Annotated in this window: 21 protein-coding genes and 6 tRNA genes; 16 read left to right on the top strand and 11 right to left on the bottom strand. The window is 37.8% G+C overall.

Features of this window, described 5'->3' with window-relative positions; all coding sequences use genetic code 11:
- The first annotated feature begins 2 nt into the window (after positions 1-2).
- From xni to CXF79_RS08690, 3 genes are all read left to right on the top strand, one after another.
- The gene (xni, locus tag CXF79_RS08700) at positions 3-875 is read left to right on the top strand and encodes a flap endonuclease Xni (protein WP_011044298.1); all 873 of its coding nucleotides are present in this window, start codon (positions 3-5) and stop codon (positions 873-875) included.
- Between the two features lie 20 nt (positions 876-895).
- The gene (locus CXF79_RS08695; protein ID WP_011044299.1) at positions 896-1,321 is read left to right on the top strand and encodes a DUF3192 domain-containing protein; all 426 of its coding nucleotides are present in this window, start codon (positions 896-898) and stop codon (positions 1,319-1,321) included.
- A 268-nt stretch (positions 1,322-1,589) separates the two neighbouring features.
- Positions 1,590-2,597, top strand: a complete 1,008-nt coding sequence (locus CXF79_RS08690; protein WP_011044300.1) for an isocitrate dehydrogenase — start codon at positions 1,590-1,592, stop codon at positions 2,595-2,597.
- A gap of 109 nt (positions 2,598-2,706) precedes the next feature.
- On the opposite strand, the gene rlmM is transcribed toward CXF79_RS08690, so the two are convergent.
- The 4 genes from rlmM to CXF79_RS08670 all read right to left on the bottom strand — a co-directional run bounded on the left by rlmM (position 2,707) and on the right by CXF79_RS08670 (position 5,992).
- Positions 2,707-3,813, bottom strand: a complete 1,107-nt coding sequence (gene rlmM, locus CXF79_RS08685) for a 23S rRNA (cytidine(2498)-2'-O)-methyltransferase RlmM (RefSeq protein ID WP_011044301.1) — start codon at positions 3,811-3,813, stop codon at positions 2,707-2,709.
- Between the two features lie 80 nt (positions 3,814-3,893).
- The gene (locus CXF79_RS08680) at positions 3,894-4,322 is read right to left on the bottom strand and encodes a DUF423 domain-containing protein (RefSeq protein ID WP_232769124.1); all 429 of its coding nucleotides are present in this window, start codon (positions 4,320-4,322) and stop codon (positions 3,894-3,896) included.
- 27 nt (positions 4,323-4,349) lie between these two features.
- A complete protein-coding gene (locus tag CXF79_RS08675) occupies positions 4,350-5,060 on the bottom strand; it encodes an alpha/beta family hydrolase (RefSeq protein WP_101154662.1) in 711 nt (236 codons plus the stop codon).
- The gene (locus CXF79_RS08670) at positions 5,060-5,992 is read right to left on the bottom strand and encodes a transcriptional regulator GcvA (protein ID WP_011044304.1); all 933 of its coding nucleotides are present in this window, start codon (positions 5,990-5,992) and stop codon (positions 5,060-5,062) included. The genes CXF79_RS08675 and CXF79_RS08670 overlap by 1 nt, the downstream gene beginning before the upstream one ends.
- Before the next feature lie 320 nt (positions 5,993-6,312).
- Here CXF79_RS08670 and CXF79_RS08665 point away from each other — a divergent pair, with 320 nt between their 5' ends.
- Positions 6,313-6,600: a hypothetical protein gene (locus tag CXF79_RS08665; protein WP_011044305.1), complete on the top strand. Its 288-nt coding sequence runs from the start codon at positions 6,313-6,315 to the stop codon at positions 6,598-6,600.
- Positions 6,601-6,847: 247 nt separating this feature from the next.
- Here CXF79_RS08665 and kdsA read toward each other — a convergent pair whose 3' ends face one another.
- The 7 genes from kdsA to hemA form a co-directional block, all read right to left on the bottom strand.
- Positions 6,848-7,690, bottom strand: coding sequence for a 3-deoxy-8-phosphooctulonate synthase (gene kdsA / locus CXF79_RS08660; protein WP_011044307.1), 843 nt, complete (start codon positions 7,688-7,690; stop codon positions 6,848-6,850).
- Positions 7,691-7,898: 208 nt separating this feature from the next.
- Positions 7,899-9,161: a DUF819 family protein gene (locus CXF79_RS08655; RefSeq protein WP_011044308.1), complete on the bottom strand. Its 1,263-nt coding sequence runs from the start codon at positions 9,159-9,161 to the stop codon at positions 7,899-7,901.
- A 76-nt stretch (positions 9,162-9,237) separates the two neighbouring features.
- Positions 9,238-10,059 (bottom strand): SirB1 family protein, encoded by an 822-nt coding sequence (locus CXF79_RS08650; protein ID WP_011044309.1) that lies wholly within the window; start codon positions 10,057-10,059, stop codon positions 9,238-9,240.
- A gap of 94 nt (positions 10,060-10,153) precedes the next feature.
- Positions 10,154-10,519 (bottom strand): SirB2 family protein, encoded by a 366-nt coding sequence (locus CXF79_RS08645; protein WP_011044310.1) that lies wholly within the window; start codon positions 10,517-10,519, stop codon positions 10,154-10,156.
- Positions 10,520-10,732: 213 nt separating this feature from the next.
- Positions 10,733-11,590 (bottom strand): peptide chain release factor N(5)-glutamine methyltransferase, encoded by an 858-nt coding sequence (gene prmC, locus CXF79_RS08640; protein WP_101154661.1) that lies wholly within the window; start codon positions 11,588-11,590, stop codon positions 10,733-10,735.
- 35 nt (positions 11,591-11,625) lie between these two features.
- Complete coding sequence (gene prfA / locus CXF79_RS08635) at positions 11,626-12,714, bottom strand: peptide chain release factor 1 (protein WP_011044312.1); 1,089 nt, start codon at positions 12,712-12,714, stop codon at positions 11,626-11,628.
- 251 nt (positions 12,715-12,965) lie between these two features.
- On the bottom strand, positions 12,966-14,234 hold the full coding sequence (gene hemA / locus CXF79_RS08630) for a glutamyl-tRNA reductase (RefSeq protein WP_011044314.1): 1,269 nt from the start codon (positions 14,232-14,234) through the stop codon (positions 12,966-12,968).
- Positions 14,235-14,429: 195 nt separating this feature from the next.
- Here hemA and lolB point away from each other — a divergent pair, with 195 nt between their 5' ends.
- From lolB to CXF79_RS08570, 12 genes are all read left to right on the top strand, one after another.
- A complete protein-coding gene (gene lolB, locus CXF79_RS08625) occupies positions 14,430-15,077 on the top strand; it encodes a lipoprotein insertase outer membrane protein LolB (RefSeq protein WP_011044315.1) in 648 nt (215 codons plus the stop codon).
- A gap of 46 nt (positions 15,078-15,123) precedes the next feature.
- A complete protein-coding gene (gene ispE, locus CXF79_RS08620; RefSeq protein WP_011044316.1) occupies positions 15,124-16,026 on the top strand; it encodes a 4-(cytidine 5'-diphospho)-2-C-methyl-D-erythritol kinase in 903 nt (300 codons plus the stop codon).
- A 160-nt stretch (positions 16,027-16,186) separates the two neighbouring features.
- A complete protein-coding gene (locus tag CXF79_RS08615; RefSeq protein ID WP_011044317.1) occupies positions 16,187-17,131 on the top strand; it encodes a ribose-phosphate pyrophosphokinase in 945 nt (314 codons plus the stop codon).
- A 300-nt stretch (positions 17,132-17,431) separates the two neighbouring features.
- The gene (locus tag CXF79_RS08610; protein ID WP_011044318.1) at positions 17,432-18,067 is read left to right on the top strand and encodes a 50S ribosomal protein L25/general stress protein Ctc; all 636 of its coding nucleotides are present in this window, start codon (positions 17,432-17,434) and stop codon (positions 18,065-18,067) included.
- Between the two features lie 30 nt (positions 18,068-18,097).
- Positions 18,098-18,682, top strand: coding sequence for an aminoacyl-tRNA hydrolase (gene pth, locus CXF79_RS08605; RefSeq protein ID WP_011044319.1), 585 nt, complete (start codon positions 18,098-18,100; stop codon positions 18,680-18,682).
- 48 nt (positions 18,683-18,730) lie between these two features.
- A complete protein-coding gene (gene ychF, locus CXF79_RS08600; protein WP_011044320.1) occupies positions 18,731-19,822 on the top strand; it encodes a redox-regulated ATPase YchF in 1,092 nt (363 codons plus the stop codon).
- Between the two features lie 619 nt (positions 19,823-20,441).
- Positions 20,442-20,518 (top strand) — tRNA-Met (locus tag CXF79_RS08595).
- 61 nt (positions 20,519-20,579) lie between these two features.
- A tRNA-Leu gene (locus CXF79_RS08590) sits at positions 20,580-20,664 on the top strand.
- Positions 20,665-20,706: 42 nt separating this feature from the next.
- A tRNA-Gln gene (locus CXF79_RS08585) sits at positions 20,707-20,781 on the top strand.
- Between the two features lie 63 nt (positions 20,782-20,844).
- Positions 20,845-20,919: transfer RNA gene (locus CXF79_RS08580), tRNA-Gln, on the top strand.
- Between the two features lie 52 nt (positions 20,920-20,971).
- Positions 20,972-21,056: transfer RNA gene (locus CXF79_RS08575), tRNA-Leu, on the top strand.
- A gap of 85 nt (positions 21,057-21,141) precedes the next feature.
- Positions 21,142-21,218 (top strand) — tRNA-Met (locus tag CXF79_RS08570).
- Positions 21,219-21,383 lie beyond the last annotated feature (165 nt).

Raw genomic sequence — 21,383 nt, 5'->3', positions numbered from 1 at the left:
TATTGTCCGCTCACTTAATACTCATTGATGCTCTAAATTTAATTCGTCGTGTGTACGCTGTACAAGAGCGTCCTTTTATCCAAATAAAGCAGGATCACGACGATGAGCTATCAGCCAGCACCTTAAAACAAGTACTATTTAATACGCAAAATACCTGTGTAAACGCTTTAATAAAAATTATCGACCAACATCAGCCGACACACGCATTGACTGTATTTGATAGTCAAGAGCCCTGCTGGCGGTATCAATTATTTGAGGGGTACAAGAAAGGCAGAAAGAAGATGCCTGATCACCTTGCAAATAAATTAATTGATATACAAGATGCTTTTATGGAACAAGGTGTTGATTCACTGACATCAGACGAAGATGAAGCTGATGATCTTATCGCTACTTTAGCGGTGAAGATGGCACTTCACGGTCAAAAAGTGACTATTATTTCGACCGATAAAGGTTTCCTACCTTTACTTAGCCCTAACATACATATTTATGATTACTTTAATCGCCGCTATTTGGATGAAGAACATGTTCAAAGTAAGTTTAGTGTTAAGACGTCTCAACTAATAGATTTTTGGACGCTAACTGGCGATAATACCAATAAAATTGAAGGTGTTAGTGGTATTGGTCAAGTTACTGCAGCAAAGTTACTTAACCAATATGGTTCATTGAAGGCGATACTTGAAGCGACTGATTTAAAAGACTCGCTTGCAGAGAAGTTAACACAAAGCCTCGAACAGATGGATTTGGCAAGAAAGCTATTAACATTGAAACAAGATATCCCTTTAGGCTTTAATTTAAAAGATATCCGCTTAACAACCTCTTCATCTGCCCACGAGATTAATGCTAATATAAACCTAACTACTGATGATAAAAGTTAATACTAGAAAGAAAAATAACTATGAATAAAAAAATAATCGGTCGAATCCTACTTGCCCTGACGGTTTATGGCATTTTTGTTGCCCTTGTTATGACTTTTTATGATGACAGCCCTGATCAGATGAAATGGAAAGACAGAGAAGCGTATAATCGTCAATTCATTGCAAAAGTAATGCTAGATAATTTTACTTTTGAGCAAGCATTGACTCAATTAGGAAGTCCTGACATCACTGAAGCGAGAACAATTGATAAAATAAACTACCAAGTTATGTTTTATCGTACTCAGCACGTAAAATCGGATGGCATCACTACGCAAGATGAATGTACCTTTCTACTATTTGTAAATGGGACTCTTAAAGAAATTGGTCTAGGCAATAATTACCCTGAGCAATGGGGAATAGTTAGCAATCATGTAAGTGTAAGTAAAAATCGACCAATTGTAGACTAAAGTCAGATTGCTACTAGCTACCTAACCCTCTACTATTATTTGTTAAGTTACTAGCCCGTTAAAACATCACCGTTTTGTCGGTAAAAGTAAAAGCTTTCAAGCTCGCATACATAGCATTTCCATGATATAAAATGCCCAAATAAAAGCACTGAGCTGACCTTTTAATATATCAGCTATGCATTACGTAATTAATTAAATGTATGTTGTCGCTTAGTACAAATTAAGAGACGACATATTACCCCCGAAGTATTATGACAAGGTGAACTTAATGACTAAACAAACCATCACGGTAATTCCTGGCGACGGTATCGGTCCGAGCATTATAGATGCTACGATTAAAATATTAGATAAAGCAGGCTGTGGTTTTGATTATGAATTTGCAGATGCAGGTTTAACCGCCTTAGAAAAGCATGGTGAATTAGTACCAGAAGAAACGATCAACCTTATCGAAAAAAACAAGATCACTTTAAAGGGGCCATTAACGACTCCTGTAGGTGAAGGTTTTACTTCAATCAACGTAACCTTACGTAAGCAGTTTAAATTATACGCAAACCTTCGTCCTGTATTATCATTTAAGGGCACAAAAGCACGTTATGAAAACATTGATATTCTAACGGTTCGTGAAAATACTCAAGGCATGTATTCTGGTGCTGGCCAAGTGACTTCTGAGGACGGTACTGAAGCTCAAGCAATGAGTATTGTTACTCGTGAAGGCGCTGAAAAAATATTAACATTTGCTTACGAGACTGCAATTAAAGAAGGTCGTAAAAAAATAACAGCTGTTCATAAAGCTAATATCCTAAAATCGACTTCAGGTTTATTTTTAAAAGTTGCTCGTGAAGTTGCCCAGCGTTACCCACAAATTGAATCAACAGAAATGATTGTTGATAACTGTTGTATGCAACTGGTTATGAACCCTGAACAGTTTGATGTTATCGTAACAACAAATCTATTTGGTGATATTTTATCAGACTTATGTGCTGGTTTAGTTGGCGGCCTTGGTATGGCGCCAGGTGCTAATATTGGTGAAGATTGTGCGATTTTTGAAGCGGTACACGGTAGTGCACCAGATATTGCTGGTAAAAACTTAGCAAACCCAACGTCTGTGATATTAGCAGCAATTCAAATGCTGGAATACTTAGACATGGGTGATAAAGCAGAAAAGATCAGAGCTGCTATTACAGATGTTATTGCATCAGGTGATAGAACTACCGGTGATTTAGGTGGTACTCATGGTACTACGGACTTTACTGAAGCAGTACTTGAGAGACTATAAGTACTAGTTTTCTGATAACAAATCGCATACAAAAAAAGCCATCAAGTTCAGTAGTGAACTTGATGGCTTTTTTATTTTCAGCGCTAGCTGATTAAACTATATAGTATATCTACTCTTTAGCTCTTAATGGCGCTGGAGAAAGTAAGCGTGCATGTACGGTGACTTCTTCACGATCATAATATAGGTGTTTTGCATAAAGCTCATACTTCACATTATGTTTAGTAAAAGCATCTTTGATTGTTTGTAAATCATTGGTAACTTGTTGATAACGCCCTTTCATTGGTAGCTTTAAGTTAAACATAGCTTCTTTACAATGACCATGTAATAACCACTCACTCATTAGCTTAGCTACTCGCTGTGGTTTTTCTATCATGTCACACACCAACCAATAAACATTTTGCTTCAGTGGTACGTATTTAAAGCCATCCATCATCTTATGTTTTACTTGTCCCGTTTCCATTAAGGATTCAGCCATAAGACCATTATCTATTGCTGTTACCATCATGCCACGGCGCACTAATTGATATGTCCAACCTCCTGGGGCTGAGCCTAAATCAACGGCATTCATACCTGATGTTAATCGTTCATCCCATTCATCACGAGGAATAAAATGTAAAAACGCTTCATCAAGTTTTAAAGTAGAGCGACTTGGTGATGCGCTAGGGAATTTTAATCTAGGGATCCCCATAACATGTGGAGAGCTATTACGGGCTAATGAAAAGCCTAAAATCACTTCTTGTCCGCTCAGAAATAACGCATGTAAAATAGCGCCTTCAGGATCATCCGCTGAATTATTGCCTTTCTGGGTAAGCACTTTATTCTTACGTAAAGCTTGGCGTAAAGGTACTGAGAGTTTACGACAAAATTTACTTAACGACTTACCATCGTTATCATCAGCCATTTCCATACGCAAATCACTGTATTGCCAATCATTACCTAATGCTTCGGTAATAGCTTCAACGCGATTATAATCTGGAAGGTCAATTTTATCAGTTACCGTAACAAACCACTGACGAGCGAAAATAAGTCGCTTAAGCGGCAACTTATTCATTAATGCTTCACCATGTGCACTTTCGTGTAAGTGAAAAAAAACTAATCCTTGGTTTATCTTTAGCTCTAAATAGCCATACATTTCATTCCAAGCAGCTTTTTCTTGGATTTCTGCACCACACTCTTTTTCAAAGCCTGGTCGACAGAATAATACGATGGAGGTCATATGTTGTTTTACCTTCTATAGCTAATGTTCATCTTTAATGATGTATGAACATAAGCGTATTAACACTACAAAAAGTGTCGTTAAAAATTATTTTTACCTTCTAGCGCTAACAATAGCCAAGCGAGAGCAAAAGAAATACCACCAAAAGGTGTTAACTTCCCAATAATGGCAAGTTCAAAAAAAGACTTAATATATATTGTGCCGCAAAAGCATAAAATCCCGACGACAAAGGCGATACTTGCACCAAGTAATACCTTTGAGGACTTAGCTGTTTTCAACCAAACCAATGTAGCTAATAGCGCAAGAGTATGAATAAATTGATATTGTAGTGCAGTTGATAAACTAGATTGCACATTTACCGGCAATGCTTGGCCACCATGTGCTAGCCAAGCGCCGAATAGTACAGAAAAACAGCCACTGATACCAACAAAAATCATCAACCATTTAAGTAAAATTGCCATACTATTTAATTTTATATCCTGATGCTGATTTTTATTAGTAGAATTCATATCTTTTTCTCATGTTTGGCTTAGTTGTTAACTGCTAATAGTTACCCGTTCAATAAATGTCACAATTTCTTCAACAGCACTTTGCATGTGTGCCTGATGAGTAAAACCTGATTTAACTCTTGGTTTTAAACTGTGATCGCCATCTTCTAAAAAAACACATTGGCAGTGCTCAGCTAGCCGATAACTGGCAATCTCAACTTTATTACCCAAAGTATCACGGTCACCTTGTACAATTAATACTGGCTTATTGGCATGAACCAAAGGTTCAAGACGTAGTTTTTCTGGTTTTTTAGCTGGATGAAATGGATAACCTATACAAAAAATGCCAGAAATGTGATTAAGTAAACGACTCTTTAATAGATCAGAATCAGCCACCAAGCTTGCCGCAACGCGCGAGCCCATAGACTTACCACCAATAAATAAAGGTAACTGATGACTTAGTTTTTTTTCAACTACGTATTCGATCACGGTTTCATAACAAAGCAACAGCTTAGGCATTCTATCAGGGGGGTATTTTTTACCTGTCAGTGCCCTTTTATCCATAAAAGGGAAATTAAAACGTAAAACATTGATGCCCAAGTGATTAAGTAAACGCGATGTTTCATTCATGAACTCATGTGACATATTAGCGCCCGCGCCATGGGCAAATATAACGAGTGCTTTAGCATTTTGGACAGTGTTCAACAATATATTGATATCGCTACCATCTTCGCTAGCAATTGTATCTTGGTGGGTCATTAACTTATTTGTCCATCAGTAATTTGTGCTTGCTCTGCTTCAACCATGTCCAACATCCACTCTCTAAAAGCAGTAATTTTACCAATATCTTTTTGATTTTCACGACAGACGATGAAATAAGCATTCTTACTCACTAAAACATCGTTAAAAGGGCAAACTAATCGTCCTGAGTCTATATCAGGCTTTGCTAACACGCTGTAAGCCAACGCAATGCCTTGTCCGTGTAACGCCGCTTGTAAAACCATAGCGGAGTGACTAAAAATAGGGCCATGATTGACATTAGCCCCTTTAACACCCACTTGTTTGAACCAGCGTTTCCAATCTTTACGTGAAGTATCATGTAATAATGTATGTTCAGACAAATCCTCTAATGTTAAAAGAGGTGGTTTGCCATTAGCAGCATTTTCTTGCACTAACAATGGTGAACAAACGGGAATTAGGTATTCGGTATGCAATTTATCAGCATGAATATTTGGCCAACGACCTCGACCATAATAAATCGCGATATCAACATCTTCAGTCAATGAGTTCTCAGGCTGATCAACCGCTTTGATCCTAACATCAATATCCTGATGCAATGAATTAAAAGCCGTTAACCTAGGGACTAACCATTGGATAGCAAAACTTGCTTGCGAACTAACCGTTATGGCTCCTTTAGCCCCACGAGCCAGTAAGCGCTCAGTGGCTTCATGCAACGAGGTAAAAATATCTTTAATGTCCAGATAATACGATTGTCCTTCTTCTGTCAGTAGCAAGGCTCGGTTTTTTCGCATAAACAATTTAATGCCTAAATGATCTTCTAAAGATTTAATTTGATGGCTTATTGCAGCCTGCGTTACAAAAAGCTCTTCTGCTGCTCGCGTAAAGCTAAGCTGCCTTGCCGATGCGTCAAATGCTCGCAAAGCGTTTAATGGTGGGAGTCTACTAGCCAAAATTCACCCTAGAATATTCAATAAAATTTAAATTATGTCGTTAATAACTGCATAAAAACCTATAAATAGAGCATAACAATTATTCATTAGTTTTTCTAATGAATAACATTAATTAAAGTCATTTTTATTTTTTTACTAACTTGCGTATTATTCACGCCGTAGATGAAGGACATCATCTCAACGTTTTATGAAACTCAGGTATAGCGTGTGCTCCCAACCATACGCTTTATTTTTTAAGAATAAAACCAGTGCGAGAAATGGTCCTAATAAATCTATAGGGTACTACAAATTTATTATTAGGTCATACATAGGACAAACACATGAAACAAAGCATTAAAAAAACTAATTTACTTGTCGCATTATTCGCCACTACTTTATTAAGTACTGCAGCTACAGCTGCGGTACCAAAAACGGCACTTGTTAAAGCTGAGCCAGTGAACCGAACTCAACTTACAACTGCTGCACATAAAAGCCTAAAGGTTTCTTTAGCACCAGCTAAAATTATATTTACACAACAATCGACTGACGCAGGCTTTGCTAAACAAAAGCAAACAGCTAATCAAAACAAGTCTATTACGATAACTAACGCAAGTTTAATTGCTGAATAATTAAAGTGAACTACACTGTGTAAAGTAATACTAACCACAGTGGTTATCACTCTTCATGTCGGTTCGTTTTAACCCGCATGTTACCATATTTCAAAATGCTCGCACATTTACTGAAGTAAGATCTTAGTTATTAAGATCGCAAATAAAAAAAGGTGTCCTAGGACACCTTTTTTATTGCTTAAATTATAAGTTACCACTTACTTAACGAATAATAAGTAGGCTCAAAATACGTAAGATGGATCAAATTCTAGTCAGTGATGAGTGGCGTAAAACCTTTCACTAAATCATCTAGGGCTTTCATTTGAGCTAAGTAAGGCTCTAGCTTATCCAGTGGCAATGCACAAGGACCATCACACTTAGCTGCAGATGGATCAGGATGTGCTTCAATGAATAAACCCGCTATTCCTATTGCCATACCACTTCGCGCTAATTGCGCCGCTTGAGCACGACGACCATCAGCGCTATCACTACGACCACCAGGCTTTTGCAGGGCGTGCGTTGCGTCAAAGATAACAGGGGCGTAATTTTTCATTTCGTCCATTGCCAGCATATCAACAACGAGGTTGTTATATCCATAGCAACTACCTCGCTCACATAAAATAATATTCTCATTTCCCGCTTCACCAAATTTGGTAATAATGTGCTTCATTTCATGTGCAGCAAGAAATTGGGGTTTTTTAACATTTATAACGGCACCGGTTTTAGCCATGGCTACCACAAGGTCAGTTTGTCTCGCTAAAAAGGCTGGTAACTGGATAACATCAACGACTTCACTTACCGGCTGTGCTTGATATGATTCATGCACGTCAGTAATAATCGGCACATTAAACGTTGACTTTATTTCTTCAAAAATCTTTAAGCCTTCATCTAAACCAGGGCCTCTATAAGAATTGACTGAAGAACGATTTGCTTTATCAAATGAGGCCTTAAATACATAAGGTATACCTAGCTTTTGAGTCACTTCAACATAGTGCTCAGCAATTTTCATCGCAAGATCACGTGATTCAAGCACATTCATGCCACCAAATAATACAAAAGGTTGCTCATTAGCAACGTCAATGCCTTTAACTGAAACAGATTTAATTGTCATCATTTCTTCCTAAAAAGTATTCCTAAAAAAGTACCGTAATTCTATTATCAGATATGTGCAAAAAGTAGCTTTAAGTAATGCTTCAACTTTAAGCTGTATAAATCAATTTAAAGGAAAAAGCACTGAGTTGACACTTATCAATTAGAAAAGTATCAATGAGCACTTTTGACACCTAAATTCGTTCATACAGCAACAAGGTGATGTTTTACTAACTACCGATAATACGTAATAGTTGTCCACACATCCAAGCCATATAAGTACCTAGGGCATAACCTAGTACTGCAAGTAATACACCAACAGGTGCTAATGATGGGTGGAATGCAGAGGCAATCACTGGGGCAGAAGCTGCACCACCAATATTAGCTTTACTACCTACCGCTAAGTAAAATATTGGCGCTTTAATGAATCGGCCAACAGCAAATAATAAAGCGACGTGTATTGCCATCCAAATTAAACCAATAACCACATACTTCGGCGCTTCTGCTATTTGGGTAACATCCATATGCAAACCAATGGTTGCAACAAGAATATATAAGAAACTACTACCAACTTTAGAGGCACCTACCGATTCAAGTCGTCTAACTTTAGTAAACGATAAAGCCAAGCCAATTGAAGTTACTAAGACAATAATCCAAAATAATTTACTGTGTAGACTGAATTTTTTTAGATCAGGGAAATTTTGTTGGAAAAACGGTACCAGTAAATCAGCTGCAAAATGGGCAAAACCAGCTGCACCAAAAGCGATGGCAATAATAAATATAAAATCTTTCAATTCTGGCGTTCGTTTATGCTCTTTGTCAAAAGCTTCAACATCAGCAATTAGTTTATCAATACCCGAGGTATCTGCACCACTTTTAGCATCAATAGCTTTATGGTTTGCAGCAATATAAAGTAATACTGCCATCCAAATATTAGCCACTACAATATCTACTGTGACCATAATGGTGAATATCTTACCATCCGCTTCAAATATTTCTTTCATCGCTAACATATTAGCGCCACCGCCAATCCAGCTACCAGCAAGAGCGGCCATACCACGCCATACAGCTTCAGGACCGGTAACACCAATAAGCTCAGGCCAAATAGCAGAGACAATTAGCAAAGCAATTGGACCACCAATTACGACCCCGACGGTACCAGTTAAAAACATAATAATAGCTTTGCTACCAAGGCCTGCAATGGCTTTTACATCGATACTTAACGTTAACAGTACTAAACAAGCAGGTAGAAGAAAGTATTTTGCTACTTCATCAACTTGGCTAACCTCAGCACTCACTATGCCAAAGGTATTTAAAAAAGAAGGCAGTAAATAGCACATTAATAACGCAGGTACATATTTATAAAATTTTTGACAGGCGGAATTCTTACTCGTGGAAGTATAAAAAACCAAGCCTAAGATAAGCGCCAAAAGTCCCAATACTACTGCATCATTGGTAATGAGTGGCGCATTCGCCACAATATTTTCTTGCATTATTTTGCCTTTTATCTTTATTTATATTTTTGTTTTTGTTTTTGTTCTTATTTTTATTCTTGATAAAGTAAAAATTCTAGTGAAGTACGTTATTACCAACATCAATTTTTTCAAGTTGAATTTTTAATATTTTCGCTGCGGGATCTTTAGGGCATTGCTCTACGAAATAACGGTAATCATCAACCGCCACTTTAAAACAATCAAGCTGGTGCAGCAAGAAACCACGGTCTCTACGTTGCAATGGATCGTCAGGATTTAATGACAAGATAACATCAACGCATGTTAATGCTTTATCAAAGGCCTGTTCATGGATCAAAACGTTTTTCAGTGCTGATAGGTGTTCTACCAAAGCGACACTGTCATCGATTGCTTTTAATTCTTGCTCTCCAGGATCGCCATCTAACTCATCTAAACGCACATCAAGCTCAGTCCAATCGAGTGACTCTCCTGTTATTGCATCAAAAATAATAGCGTACTGCTCATCACAGCACAGGCGTACCATAATTTTATTGGGGATAAACACTAAGTCTGTCTCAAAGCCACAAGCGGTAATGATTTCTTTAACTAAAGCCGCCTTAACAACAGGTGACATAGCACGTTGATTCAGACCTTTTGCGACACTATAAGCAGAAATAGGCCAGCGGGTCTGATAACGGTCTATAAATAAGTGCTGAAAATATAATTCATTAAGTAAAGCTTCTGCTTTTTCTAATGGTGATTCTATTTCACTTATGATGGCAATACACTGGCTGATAATTAACTCTAAACTATCCAAAGATGCTTCTGTTTGCACAGGTTCTTGAGCACTATCGGCAAAAACATGCTCTTCAATTAATACAAGTTTCTGTAGTAAATCTTTATCGGCAGACTTTAATTCTGATAAAAACAATTCATTCATAACTAATTATCTTAATGACTCCGTTGGATGCTTAACCAATAAATTCGATTTTGCACTTTAGTTCAGACTTAAACTTTATTTTTAACTGTTAATGTTAGCTAAAAAACATCGCTTCGCGAGTTATTGCTAAGCGAACTATCAACATTACCCAGCCCATAGCACCTAAAAAACCAAGTATTTGCATCGGTCTATTACGCGCTAATTTCAAGGTATAATAGCCAGTAAATATATAAGCAAACAAAGCTAAAATCTTTTCAGCTAACCACATTTGTTCCATTGGGTTTAAATGTAATTTTACGGCTAACGAAATACCAGCAATAAGTAAAAAAGTATCGATAACATGAGGGCTTATCTTTAACCATTTACGGTCAAGATTCTTTGATGCCATTAACGTTAAAATAAAACGGTAGGTGAATAAGCTAATGCTAAGTACTGCAAGGGTTATATGTAAATGTTTCAAAGTTATTCCTTTTATTTGAGCAAATGGTTCTATTAATTTGTCCAATTGCTTATGCAATTATTTTCTCATAGTGTATCGATTTTAGGTTATCAAAACGTTTCAAAGTGTAACCCTAAAGCAAAAATCAACGATTAAGTTAAACAACAAGTATTAACCGATTTATACCCGCTCCACCTGAAGATGTTTGTTTCAGGAGATCTGAGCGAATCATAATCAAGTGGGACGGGTATATAAACTTGCCCAAGTGATACGCTCGTGACCATTAAAGTCTCTAACGGTTTGTACATTGTCATAACCTAAAGCCGTTAAGATATTTCTTACCGCTTGACCTTGCTCAAAACCATGTTCAAAAAATAGAGAACCGTGAGTATTGAGAAACTTTAGCGCTTGTTGTGCTATGAGCTTAATATCACCAAGCCCTTGCTCATCGGCAACCAAAGCAGATTCAGGTTCAAAGCGCACATCACCTTGGCTTAGATGCTTATCTAATGCATCAATATAAGGGGGGTTAGAAACAATCACATCAAACTTACGCTCATTAACTGCATTAAACCAATCACTTTGGAATATATTCACATGCGATAAGTGTAAGTCTTGTGCGTTTTGCTTGGCTAGTTTTACTGCATCAAGACTAAAATCAATAGCGTCAATTTGCCAGTTTGGTTGTTCTGATGCAAGCGCTAGTGCGATTGCACCAGTGCCAGTACCAAGATCTAAGCAATGTAAGGTATCCAACTCACCAAAATGTTCAAGGACTAGTTCAACTAAAACTTCGGTGTCAGGACGTGGGATAAGCGTAGCCGGTGAAACCCGAAATGGCAGAGACCAAAACTCTTGTACTCCAACAATATAAGCTATTGGCTCACCCATTATCCGCCTTTGTAATAAGGCAAGATACTGTTGTTCAGATTGCTCAGTTACTTCTTTCTCTGGCCAAGTAAGTAAGTAACTACGTTCCTTATCAAGCACAAAACACAAGAGGATTTGTGCATCGAGCTTAGCACTATCTGAACAGGAAACTAATTGTTCCTGTCCGTGTGCTATCCAGTACGCTATGGTGTTATTTTCCATTGATATTACTGATAAAGTGGCTGACAAAACTACGATTAATGTTGTTCGGCTAATTCAGCTAATAAATCAGCTTGGTTTTCTTGCATTATCGGCTCCATCACCAGTTGTAAACTACCTTCCATAATTTCGTTTAAACGATATAAAGTCAGGTTAATACGGTGATCACTCATGCGACCTTGTGGAAAGTTGTAGGTACGAATACGTTCAGAGCGATCACCACTGGCAACAAGGTTACGACGTGATGATTCTTCTTCACTACGACGTTTTTCATCTTCAGCCTGCTGCAGGCGTGCTTGAAGTACTGACATCGCTTGCGCTCTGTTTTTATGCTGTGAGCGTTGTTCTTGACACTCAACCACAACACCCGTAGGAATATGGGTAATACGAATAGCCGAGTCTGTTTTGTTAACATGCTGACCACCTGCACCTGATGCACGGAAAGTATCAACTTTTAAGTCAGCTTTATTAATTTCAATCGCATCTGCCTCTGGAATTTCAGGCATAACAACTACAGTACAAGCCGAGGTATGTACTCTACCTTGAGATTCAGTCGCTGGCACACGTTGTACACGGTGACCACCCGACTCAAATTTCATATGACCGAAAACGCCTTCACCGTTTACTTTCATGATCAGTTCTTTATAACCGCCCTGCTCACTTTCATTGGAGTTCATTACTTCAATTTTCCAGCCTTTCTTTTCTGCATAACGGCTGTACATTCTAAATAAATCACCAGCAAAAATAGCAGCTTCATCACCACCAGCCCCAGCACGAATTTCAACAAAACAGTTGTTATCATCGTTAGGATCGCGTGGAAGTAATAAAATTTGTAATTCATCCGCAATATCAGCAACCGCTTTTTTCGCGTCTTTGAATTCTTCCTGTGCCATTTCTCGCATATCAGGATCGTCATCTTTAAGCATCAGCTCTGCTGTAGAAAAATCATCTTCAGCACTTTTATAATTATTAAAAACTGAAGTCACTGCATCAAGCTGCTTAAACTCTTTAGATAAAGCACGGAACTTTTCTTGGTCGCTAATGGTTGCAGGATCGGATAATAATGCCTGTACTTCTTCAAAGCGCTCTACTAGCACTTCAAGCTTCTGATAAACTGATGATTTCATTGGGAATATTCTTATATTTTAGATAAGGATGACTAAATTACTGCTATTCTAACACAGTAATAACGCAATCCACCATGTCCGCTGCAAATTGTCATGGCGGTGCACTAGCAGAGTCAGGGCATGTTAATCTTTCAGGGTTAAAATTTGTTCACATTAAAGCGGATTTAATTACAGTCGAATTTTTAGCATAGCCATGCTAAATAAATCAAATAAGGTCTTTGCTTTTATGAGTACATAAAATAATACGAGGTCTACTCTTGTGAATCTATATTAAAGATGTCACGTAAATAGATAAGTTTATCCAGTTCACCACCTTGGGCAGCAGACTGGAGAGCACTGGTAGGTGCATGCATGAATTTATTGGTAAGTTTATTGGCAAGTTCAGCTAGAACAGCTTCTGAATTTTTACCATTTTTTAATTGTATGAATGCTTTTTCGAGTAAAACATCACGGTTATCTAAACATTGTTTACGATAACTAATGACAGTGTCCTGCGTATTTAAACCGCGCAGCCATGCCATAAAATTATCGGACTGGCTATTCACAATGCTTTCAGCTTGAACTGCAGCTTTACGTCGATTGGCTATATTCTTAGCAATAATGCCTTGTAAGTCATCAACGGTATATAAAAATACATCTTCAAGTTCTGAAACTTGTTCTTCAATATCACGAGGAACAGCAAGATCAACCATAAAAATAGGTTGATGCTTACGTGACGCTAACGCTTGCTCAACCATGCCTTTACCAATGATAGGTAAAGTAGATCCGGTAGAGCTGATAACAATATCAGCATTGCACATATGTTCAGGTATTTGCGCTAAAGTAATAACATCAGCGCCAATTTTCGTTGCCATGTTTTCAGCACGTGCAAGTGTTCGGTTAGCAACGGTAATTTTACCGACATTATTTTCATATAAATGTTTTGCAACTAACTCAATAGTTTCACCTGCACCAACAAGCAATACTTTAGTTTTTTCAAGGCCGCCAAAAATATGCTTGGCTAAGTTTACTGAAGCAAAGGCAACAGATACTGCACTGGCACCAATTTCAGTTTCTGTGCGAACTTGTTTTGCAACGCCAAAAGTACGTTGAAATAACCGGTCCATAATCAATGACATAGAGCCAGCAGCTTTCGCTTGACTATAAGCTTGTTTCATTTGCCCCAGGATTTGCGGTTCGCCTAAAACAAGAGAGTCTAAACCACAGGCTACGCGCATCATATGATTAACGGCTTGCTGGTCTTTATGCCAATATAGGCTAGGTAAAATAGTCGAGGCGGGTACGTTATGGAAACTTTCTAGCCATTTAATTAGGCGTTGCTGAGTAACATCAAAGTCACCATCTTGTACTAGGTATAACTCTGTTCTATTACAGGTAGAAAGAATAGCAACTTCACGACACTGTACTGCATTAAGCATTTCTTGAAGGGCAATAGAAAGCTTATCTGGATTAAAAGATATTTTCTCTCTGACCGCAACAGGCGCAGTTTTATGATTAATTCCAACAGCAACGATAGACACAGTAATAAACCTATTTTGTAAACATTTCCGACAAGTTTTATAGAACTTGTTTTATATAGTAACGTAAGTATACCCTAAGCCCTGCTATTAAAATATGATCTGTGATAAAAGACCCTAAAAATAATACTGCTATTTACAAAGGCTAAAAAGCTATGTTTCAATAACAATTATCATCGTTTTAAGCACTTATCATTAATGTCCCAATTTATTAAAGCTCACCTTTACTCCCCCTATTTACTCACCCTTACCTTATGTACGGTATTAGTATCAGGTTGTAGTACTCTGCCTAATAATGAAACTCAGGTATTAATTAAACAAACATCCCAACAAAGAATTGACGAACTGCAACACTTACAGCAGTGGAAAATAAAGGGTAAAATAGCTTTTATAGAAAAAAAATCACGCAGTAGCGCAACATTATCTTGGCAAGTTGACGAAAATAAAAGCACCCAAAAACTCAATTTAACCACTTATTTAGGGATAAATGTTCTACAACTTGATTCGAATGCTAACAGCCATAAAATACAAGTAGATGGAAAAACCTATCAAGGCCATAATTTAGAAGTACTTATTCATTCCATTACCGGTTTAACCTTACCAACCCAAGCACTGACGTTTTGGCTCAAAGGTATACCCTATCAAGAAGATGATAGTATTCATTATCAAAAAACTACGCAGCTACCACTCACGCTATCAAGCTATTATAATAATGAATTATGGCAAGTCAGCTACGCTAACTATCAGCAAATTGATAGCTATAGCTTAGCGACTAAATTTTCGATTAAGAAAGATGATTTATTAATTAAAATTGTCGTCAATGACTGGTCTATTACCAACAAATAATTGGCTATTGCCAAATAATATCACTCAAAATAAGCAGAATATTTACATGACTTGCGCTTCTAACTCGAACTCTTTTCTTAATAAAGCGATTGAATTTCCATCGCCAGCAAAGATTAACTTATTTTTACACATTGTCGGACAACGTGAAGATGGTTATCACAATTTAGAAACACTTTTTCAATTTATCGATCATAGCGATACTCTTACCTTAACGGCGACCGAAACGCCTGATATAGAATTATTAACACCTATTGATGGTGTTAATAATGACGATAACTTAATTGTCAAAGCAGCACGATTACTAAAAAATAGAAGTAATACTGATTTGGGCGTTAAGATCAGTATCAATAAAATCCTACCAATGGGTGGAGGTTTGGGTGGTGGTTCATCAAATGCAGCGACCGTTTTAGTTGCACTCAATTTGTTATGGCAGTGCGAGTTTTCTTTAAGTGAATTGTCATCGTTAGGTTTGAGTCTTGGCGCCGATGTACCTATATTTATTCATGGTTTTTCTGCCTTTGCCCAAGGCGTAGGTGACCATCTCACCGCTATCAAACCTCAAGAGTCTTGGTATTTGATTACTAAACCTGAATGTAGCATCTCTACAAAGGAAATTTTTACTGCTGTAGATCTACCTAGAAATACTAAGAAACTTGACCCCACAGCCCTTAACACTAGCGACTTCGTCACTGAAAGCTTTCATAATGACTGCCAAACATTAGTAATAAAACAGTATCCCGAGGTTGCCAAGTTACTGGCTTGGTTGGTAGAATACGCACCCTCAAGAATGACAGGAACTGGAGCGTGTGTTTTTACGCAATTTTCTAGTTATCAAGAGGCGCGTTCATTACAAGCGAAACTCCCTAAAGGAATAAGCTCTTTTGTAGCGCAAGGACTGAATAAGTCCCCACTCTGCTCTGTAATAGCAAAGCTATCATTGAGCGAGTAAAGTTTTATAAAGATTTGCTAACTTAACCAATACGGCTGTTTTTAAGCACATTATTGTGCTAGAAAAAAGCTGTTACAGTTAAGCCGGCCTATACTGTTCAATGATTGCTTATCAATCAAAGAGCCTACTATTAATGTCAAATATTTCTGAGGAATCGAAAGTGCCTGACATGAAGATTTTTGCGGGTAATGCCACCCCTGAACTGGCCAAGAAAATTGCTAATCGCCTATATATGCCTCTAGGTGATGCTAAAGTCGGTAGTTTTAGTGATGGTGAAATTAGTGTTGAAATAAATGAAAACGTCCGTGGTGCTGATGTTTTTATTATTCAATCAACCTGTGCTCCAACCAACAATAACTTAATGGAATTAATTGTAATGATAGACGCTTTGCGTCGTGCCTCTGCTGGCCGTATCACTGCTGTAATCCCTTATTTTGGTTATGCTCGCCAAGACAGACGCGTACGTAGTGCTCGTGTACCTATTACTGCGAAAGTAGTTGCTGACTTCTTATCAAGTGTTGGTGTTGACCGTGTATTAACTGTTGACTTACACGCAGAGCAAATTCAAGGTTTCTTTGATGTGCCTGTTGATAATGCGTTTGGTACACCTATCTTATTAGATGATATGCAAAATCGTGAGTTAGACAATCCTGTTGTTGTTTCTCCTGATATCGGTGGTGTAGTTCGTGCTCGTGCTGTAGCTAAGTTACTTGATGATGCTGATTTAGCCATTATCGATAAACGTCGCCCTAAAGCGAACGTTGCACAAGTTATGCATATTATTGGTGAAGTTGAAGGCCGTGACTGTATTATCGTAGATGATATGATTGATACTGGTGGCACTTTAGCTAAAGCAGCAGAAGCATTAAAAGAACATGGCGCAAAACGTGTTATTGCTTATGCTACTCACCCAGTACTATCAGGTAATGCAGCACAAAACCTTAGAGAATCTGTTATTGATGAAGTTGTTGTTACTGACTCAATACCTCTTTCTGATGAAATTAAAGCACTTAAAATGGTTCGTCAATTAACATTAAGTGGCATGTTAAGTGAAGCGATTCGTCGTGTAAGCAATGAAGAATCTATTTCTGCAATGTTTGACTAATTCCTGACAATGATCGCCTAGCGATTAATGACAACTATTTATTGCAAAAAAGCAGCCACTACTTAGGCTGCTTTTTTATTGCCCTTCTCTTCCCCCCATACCTCCGTCAATTATTCTGTTTATTTAATAGCTTTACCTAAGCCTAAATGTTATTATGCCGCGCCTTTTTTATCTAATGGCCTAGTTATTTATAGCTAAGCATATTTAATGTAGATTCAAATGGTGTCTCCTTGTTTTTGGTCGCAAAAAACAAGATAAAATTTTTAAGTTTTTTAACTTATATAACAGAAGAGTATTAAAATGACTGATTTATTAACATTAGAAGCTGAAGTACGTACTGATTTAGGGAAAGGTGCGAGCCGCCGCCTACGTCACGCGAACAAAGTTCCTGCTATCCTTTACGGTGAAAATGAAGAACCTATTTCTTTAACTTTAGAACACAAAAACGTTTTCCGTGCTCAACAAGAAGAAGCGTTCTACTCGCAAGTATTAACATTGAACATCGCTGGCAAGCCAGTTGAATGTCTAATTAAAGACATGCAACGTCATCCGTTCAAGCAAGTTGTAATGCACTTAGATTTCTTACGCATTGATGCAAAGCACGCTGTTCATGCAAACGCTCCTATTCACTTCTTAAACGAAGATGAAGCGGCTAAAACTGGTGCGAACATTTCTCACCACATGAATGAAATCGCTATCACTTGTTTACCAAAAGACTTACCTGAGTTCATCTCAATTGACTTAGCTGGTTTAGAACTTGGTCAAACTATCCATTTATCAGACGTTACCTTCCCTGCAGGCGTTACTTCTGATGAATTGGCTAAAGGCGAAGATCACGATCTAGCTGTTGTTTCTGCTAATGCACCGAAAGCTGCAAAAGTAAGCACTGACGATGAAGCTGCTGCTCCAGCAGAAGAAGCTCCAGCTGCTGAATAATAGCCACATTCATTTATAATATTATAGATAATGACTATTAAACTAATTGCGGGGCTGGGAAATCCTGGCCCCGAATATAGCAAAACACGCCACAATGCAGGTGTTTGGTTCGTAGAAGAACTAGCACGTAGCCATAACATTTCCCTTCGTCCCGAAAAAAAATACTCTGGCCTTTACGGTAAAGGGTTAATTGCGGGAAACCTTGTTCACTTATTAATCCCCACTACATTTATGAACCGTAGCGGTCAAGCAGTTGCACCTCTAGCTAATTTTTATAAAATATCGGTCGATGAGATTTTAGTTGCCCATGATGAATTAGACATGTTGCCTGGTGTTTGTAAGATTAAAAAAGGCGGTGGGCACGGCGGACACAATGGCTTGCGCGATATTATTGATCGCATGGCTAACAATAAAGATTTTTACCGGTTACGTATTGGTATTGACCATCCGGGTCATCGCGATAAAGTAACGGGTCATGTACTGGGTAAAGCGCCGAGTGCAGAACAAGCAAAAATTGAACAAGCAATCGACGAAGCCAGTCGATGTTTAGATATTTGGCTAAAAGACGACTTAAAGAAAGCGCAAAATCGCTTACACTCTTTTAAAGCCGAGTAATTATACACAAGTAAATACACGCTAGAAATAATCAATAGGTAAAAAATTATGGGTTTTAAATGTGGTATCGTTGGCTTGCCTAACGTCGGTAAATCAACACTATTCAATGCACTTACCAAAGCAGGTATTGATGCGGCAAACTTCCCTTTTTGTACTATTGAGCCGAATACTGGCGTAGTACCAGTACCAGATCCTCGCTTAGATAAATTAACAGCCATAGTAAAACCTGAGCGTGTATTAGCCACAACAATGGAATTTGTAGATATTGCAGGTCTTGTTGCTGGAGCATCAAAAGGTGAAGGTTTAGGTAATAAGTTTTTAGCTAACATTCGTGAAACCGATGCCATTGGCCATGTTGTACGTTGTTTTGATAATGACAACATTATCCATGTTGCTAATAAAGTCAGTCCTGTTGATGATATCGATGTGATCAATACTGAATTAGCTTTATCTGATATGGACACAGCGGAACGTGCTATTTTTCGTTTAGCCAAAAAAGCTAAAGGTGGAGATAAAGACGCTAAATTTGAAATGCCGGTATTAGAGAAAATATTAAAGCATGTTGAAGAAGGCCACATGGTACGTTCTTTAGAGTTATCTAAAGAAGAAAAAGCAGCCGTCGATTACTTAAACTTTTTGACACTAAAACCAACAATGTATATAGCTAATGTCAACGATGATGGTTTTGAAAATAATCCTTATCTTGATGAAGTACAAAAAATAGCGGATGCAGAAGGTGCGATCGTTGTTGCTGTTTGTGCTGAGATTGAAAGTGAGTTGTCTGAAATGGATGACGAAGACCGTGTTGAATTTATGGCTGATTTGGGTTTAGAAGAACCAGGACTTAATCGTGTTATAAATGCCGGTTATTCTTTACTACACTTGCAAACTTATTTTACTGCCGGCGTTAAAGAAGTACGCGCGTGGACAGTAAAACAAAATGCTACCGCACCTCAAGCAGCAGGTGTTATTCACACTGATTTTGAAAAAGGTTTCATTCGTGCCGAAATTATTAGCTACGATGACTTTATTGAATTTAATGGTGAGTCGGGTGCTAAAGAAGCTGGCAAGTGGCGCTTAGAAGGTAAAGAGTATCGTGTAAAAGATGGCGATGTAATCCACTTCCGCTTTAATGTCTAACACGCTGTAAAAATTATATTCTCAAAAAGGCTCATCATGATGGGCCTTTTTTGTGCCTGTAAAACACTAACTAGGGCAATTGAATTAAGTAAGGTTGCAATGTTTACTGTAAAAGGTGAAATAATCGAAAATATTAAGAATAAGGCGCTTGATTGAGCATAGTAGTATGCTGTTACCCCGTTCATTACTCTTCGTAATAATAATTGCTTAAGTACTTATTAAAAAGTCCTGCTGACTCCTGATATTTATAACAGACATACATAGGGAACATTTATTAGTTTTCATCGTAAAAAATTATTGATTAGCGCTCTAACATTTCATCATTGGCAATTTACAAACAAATAATTTAGCTTGAAATAGATAATTTAACAAAATATTCAACGCAACTAACCTAGTAAACCAAAGAATGGCAATCTCATCTCTTTCGCTATAAAGACAAATGTATTACCTAATTCATCAATTCACTGCTTTTTTCACTGTTTCCCTGCATAGTTATTCGTCAAACTGCACACGCAATAGCCAAACAAATAAAAAGTACAACTTTTTTGAAAATAACTGTTGACGGAAGGCAAGTAGATTAGCATAATACGCCGCACTTGCTACAGAGCAGGTTGGTAAAGGCTACATAGCTCAGTTGGTTAGAGCACATCACTCATAATGATGGGGTCCCAGGTTCGAGTCCCGGTGTAGCCACCATTTACTTCAGTATTTATACTTAAGTAAAAAGAGTTCAAGTCTCTTTAAAAATTGAATGTATGCGGGTTTGGCGGAATTGGTAGACGCGCTGGATTTAGGTTCCAGTATCGCAAGATGTGAGAGTTCAAGTCTCTTGACCCGCACCATTTCAAAGCAACGTTGTTGCACGTAAAAAGTAAGTACATTGCAGGGATATAGCCAAGCGGTAAGGCAGCGGGTTTTGATCCCGTCATTCAGAGGTTCAAATCCTCTTATCCCTGCCACTTTTTATCATCATTGTTAATTCAATTTTAATAAAAAGTATGCAATGTAACTTATTATCCTGGAGGGATATAGCCAAGCGGTAAGGCAGCGGGTTTTGATCCCGTCATTCAGAGGTTCAAATCCTCTTATCCCTGCCATTTTTTTAAAAATGGTACACAGAGCCAAGTCTCTTTAAACCTTGAATGTAATGCGGGTTTGGCGGAATTGGTAGACGCGCTGGATTTAGGTTCCAGTATCGCAAGATGTGAGAGTTCAAGTCTCTTGACCCGCACCATTTCAAATATCTAGAAAACAAAACACTCCCTTTATTATCTAAAACTTAAGCACTGCTTATATTAGATAATTATTTGTGTTTCAAAGGCTACATAGCTCAGTTGGTTAGAGCACATCACTCATAATGATGGGGTCCCAGGTTCGAGTCCCGGTGTAGCCACCATTTTTACCTCTGTAAAAATGCGTTCAATCCTCTTTAACCATACCCTTTCAAAATATCTAGAATCTCAAATAACACTTCAAGTACACTACAAATGATACTTACAAATTGAAACCTTATACTCAATTATTCGCTACTAATTACTCGTTATAAAAATCAGCCATACTT

Origin of the sequence: Colwellia sp. Bg11-28, from assembly GCF_002836245.1 — a bacterium.
GTDB classification, from domain to species: domain Bacteria; phylum Pseudomonadota; class Gammaproteobacteria; order Enterobacterales; family Alteromonadaceae; genus Colwellia; species Colwellia psychrerythraea_A.
This window is presented reverse-complemented; position numbering and strand designations above follow the sequence as displayed.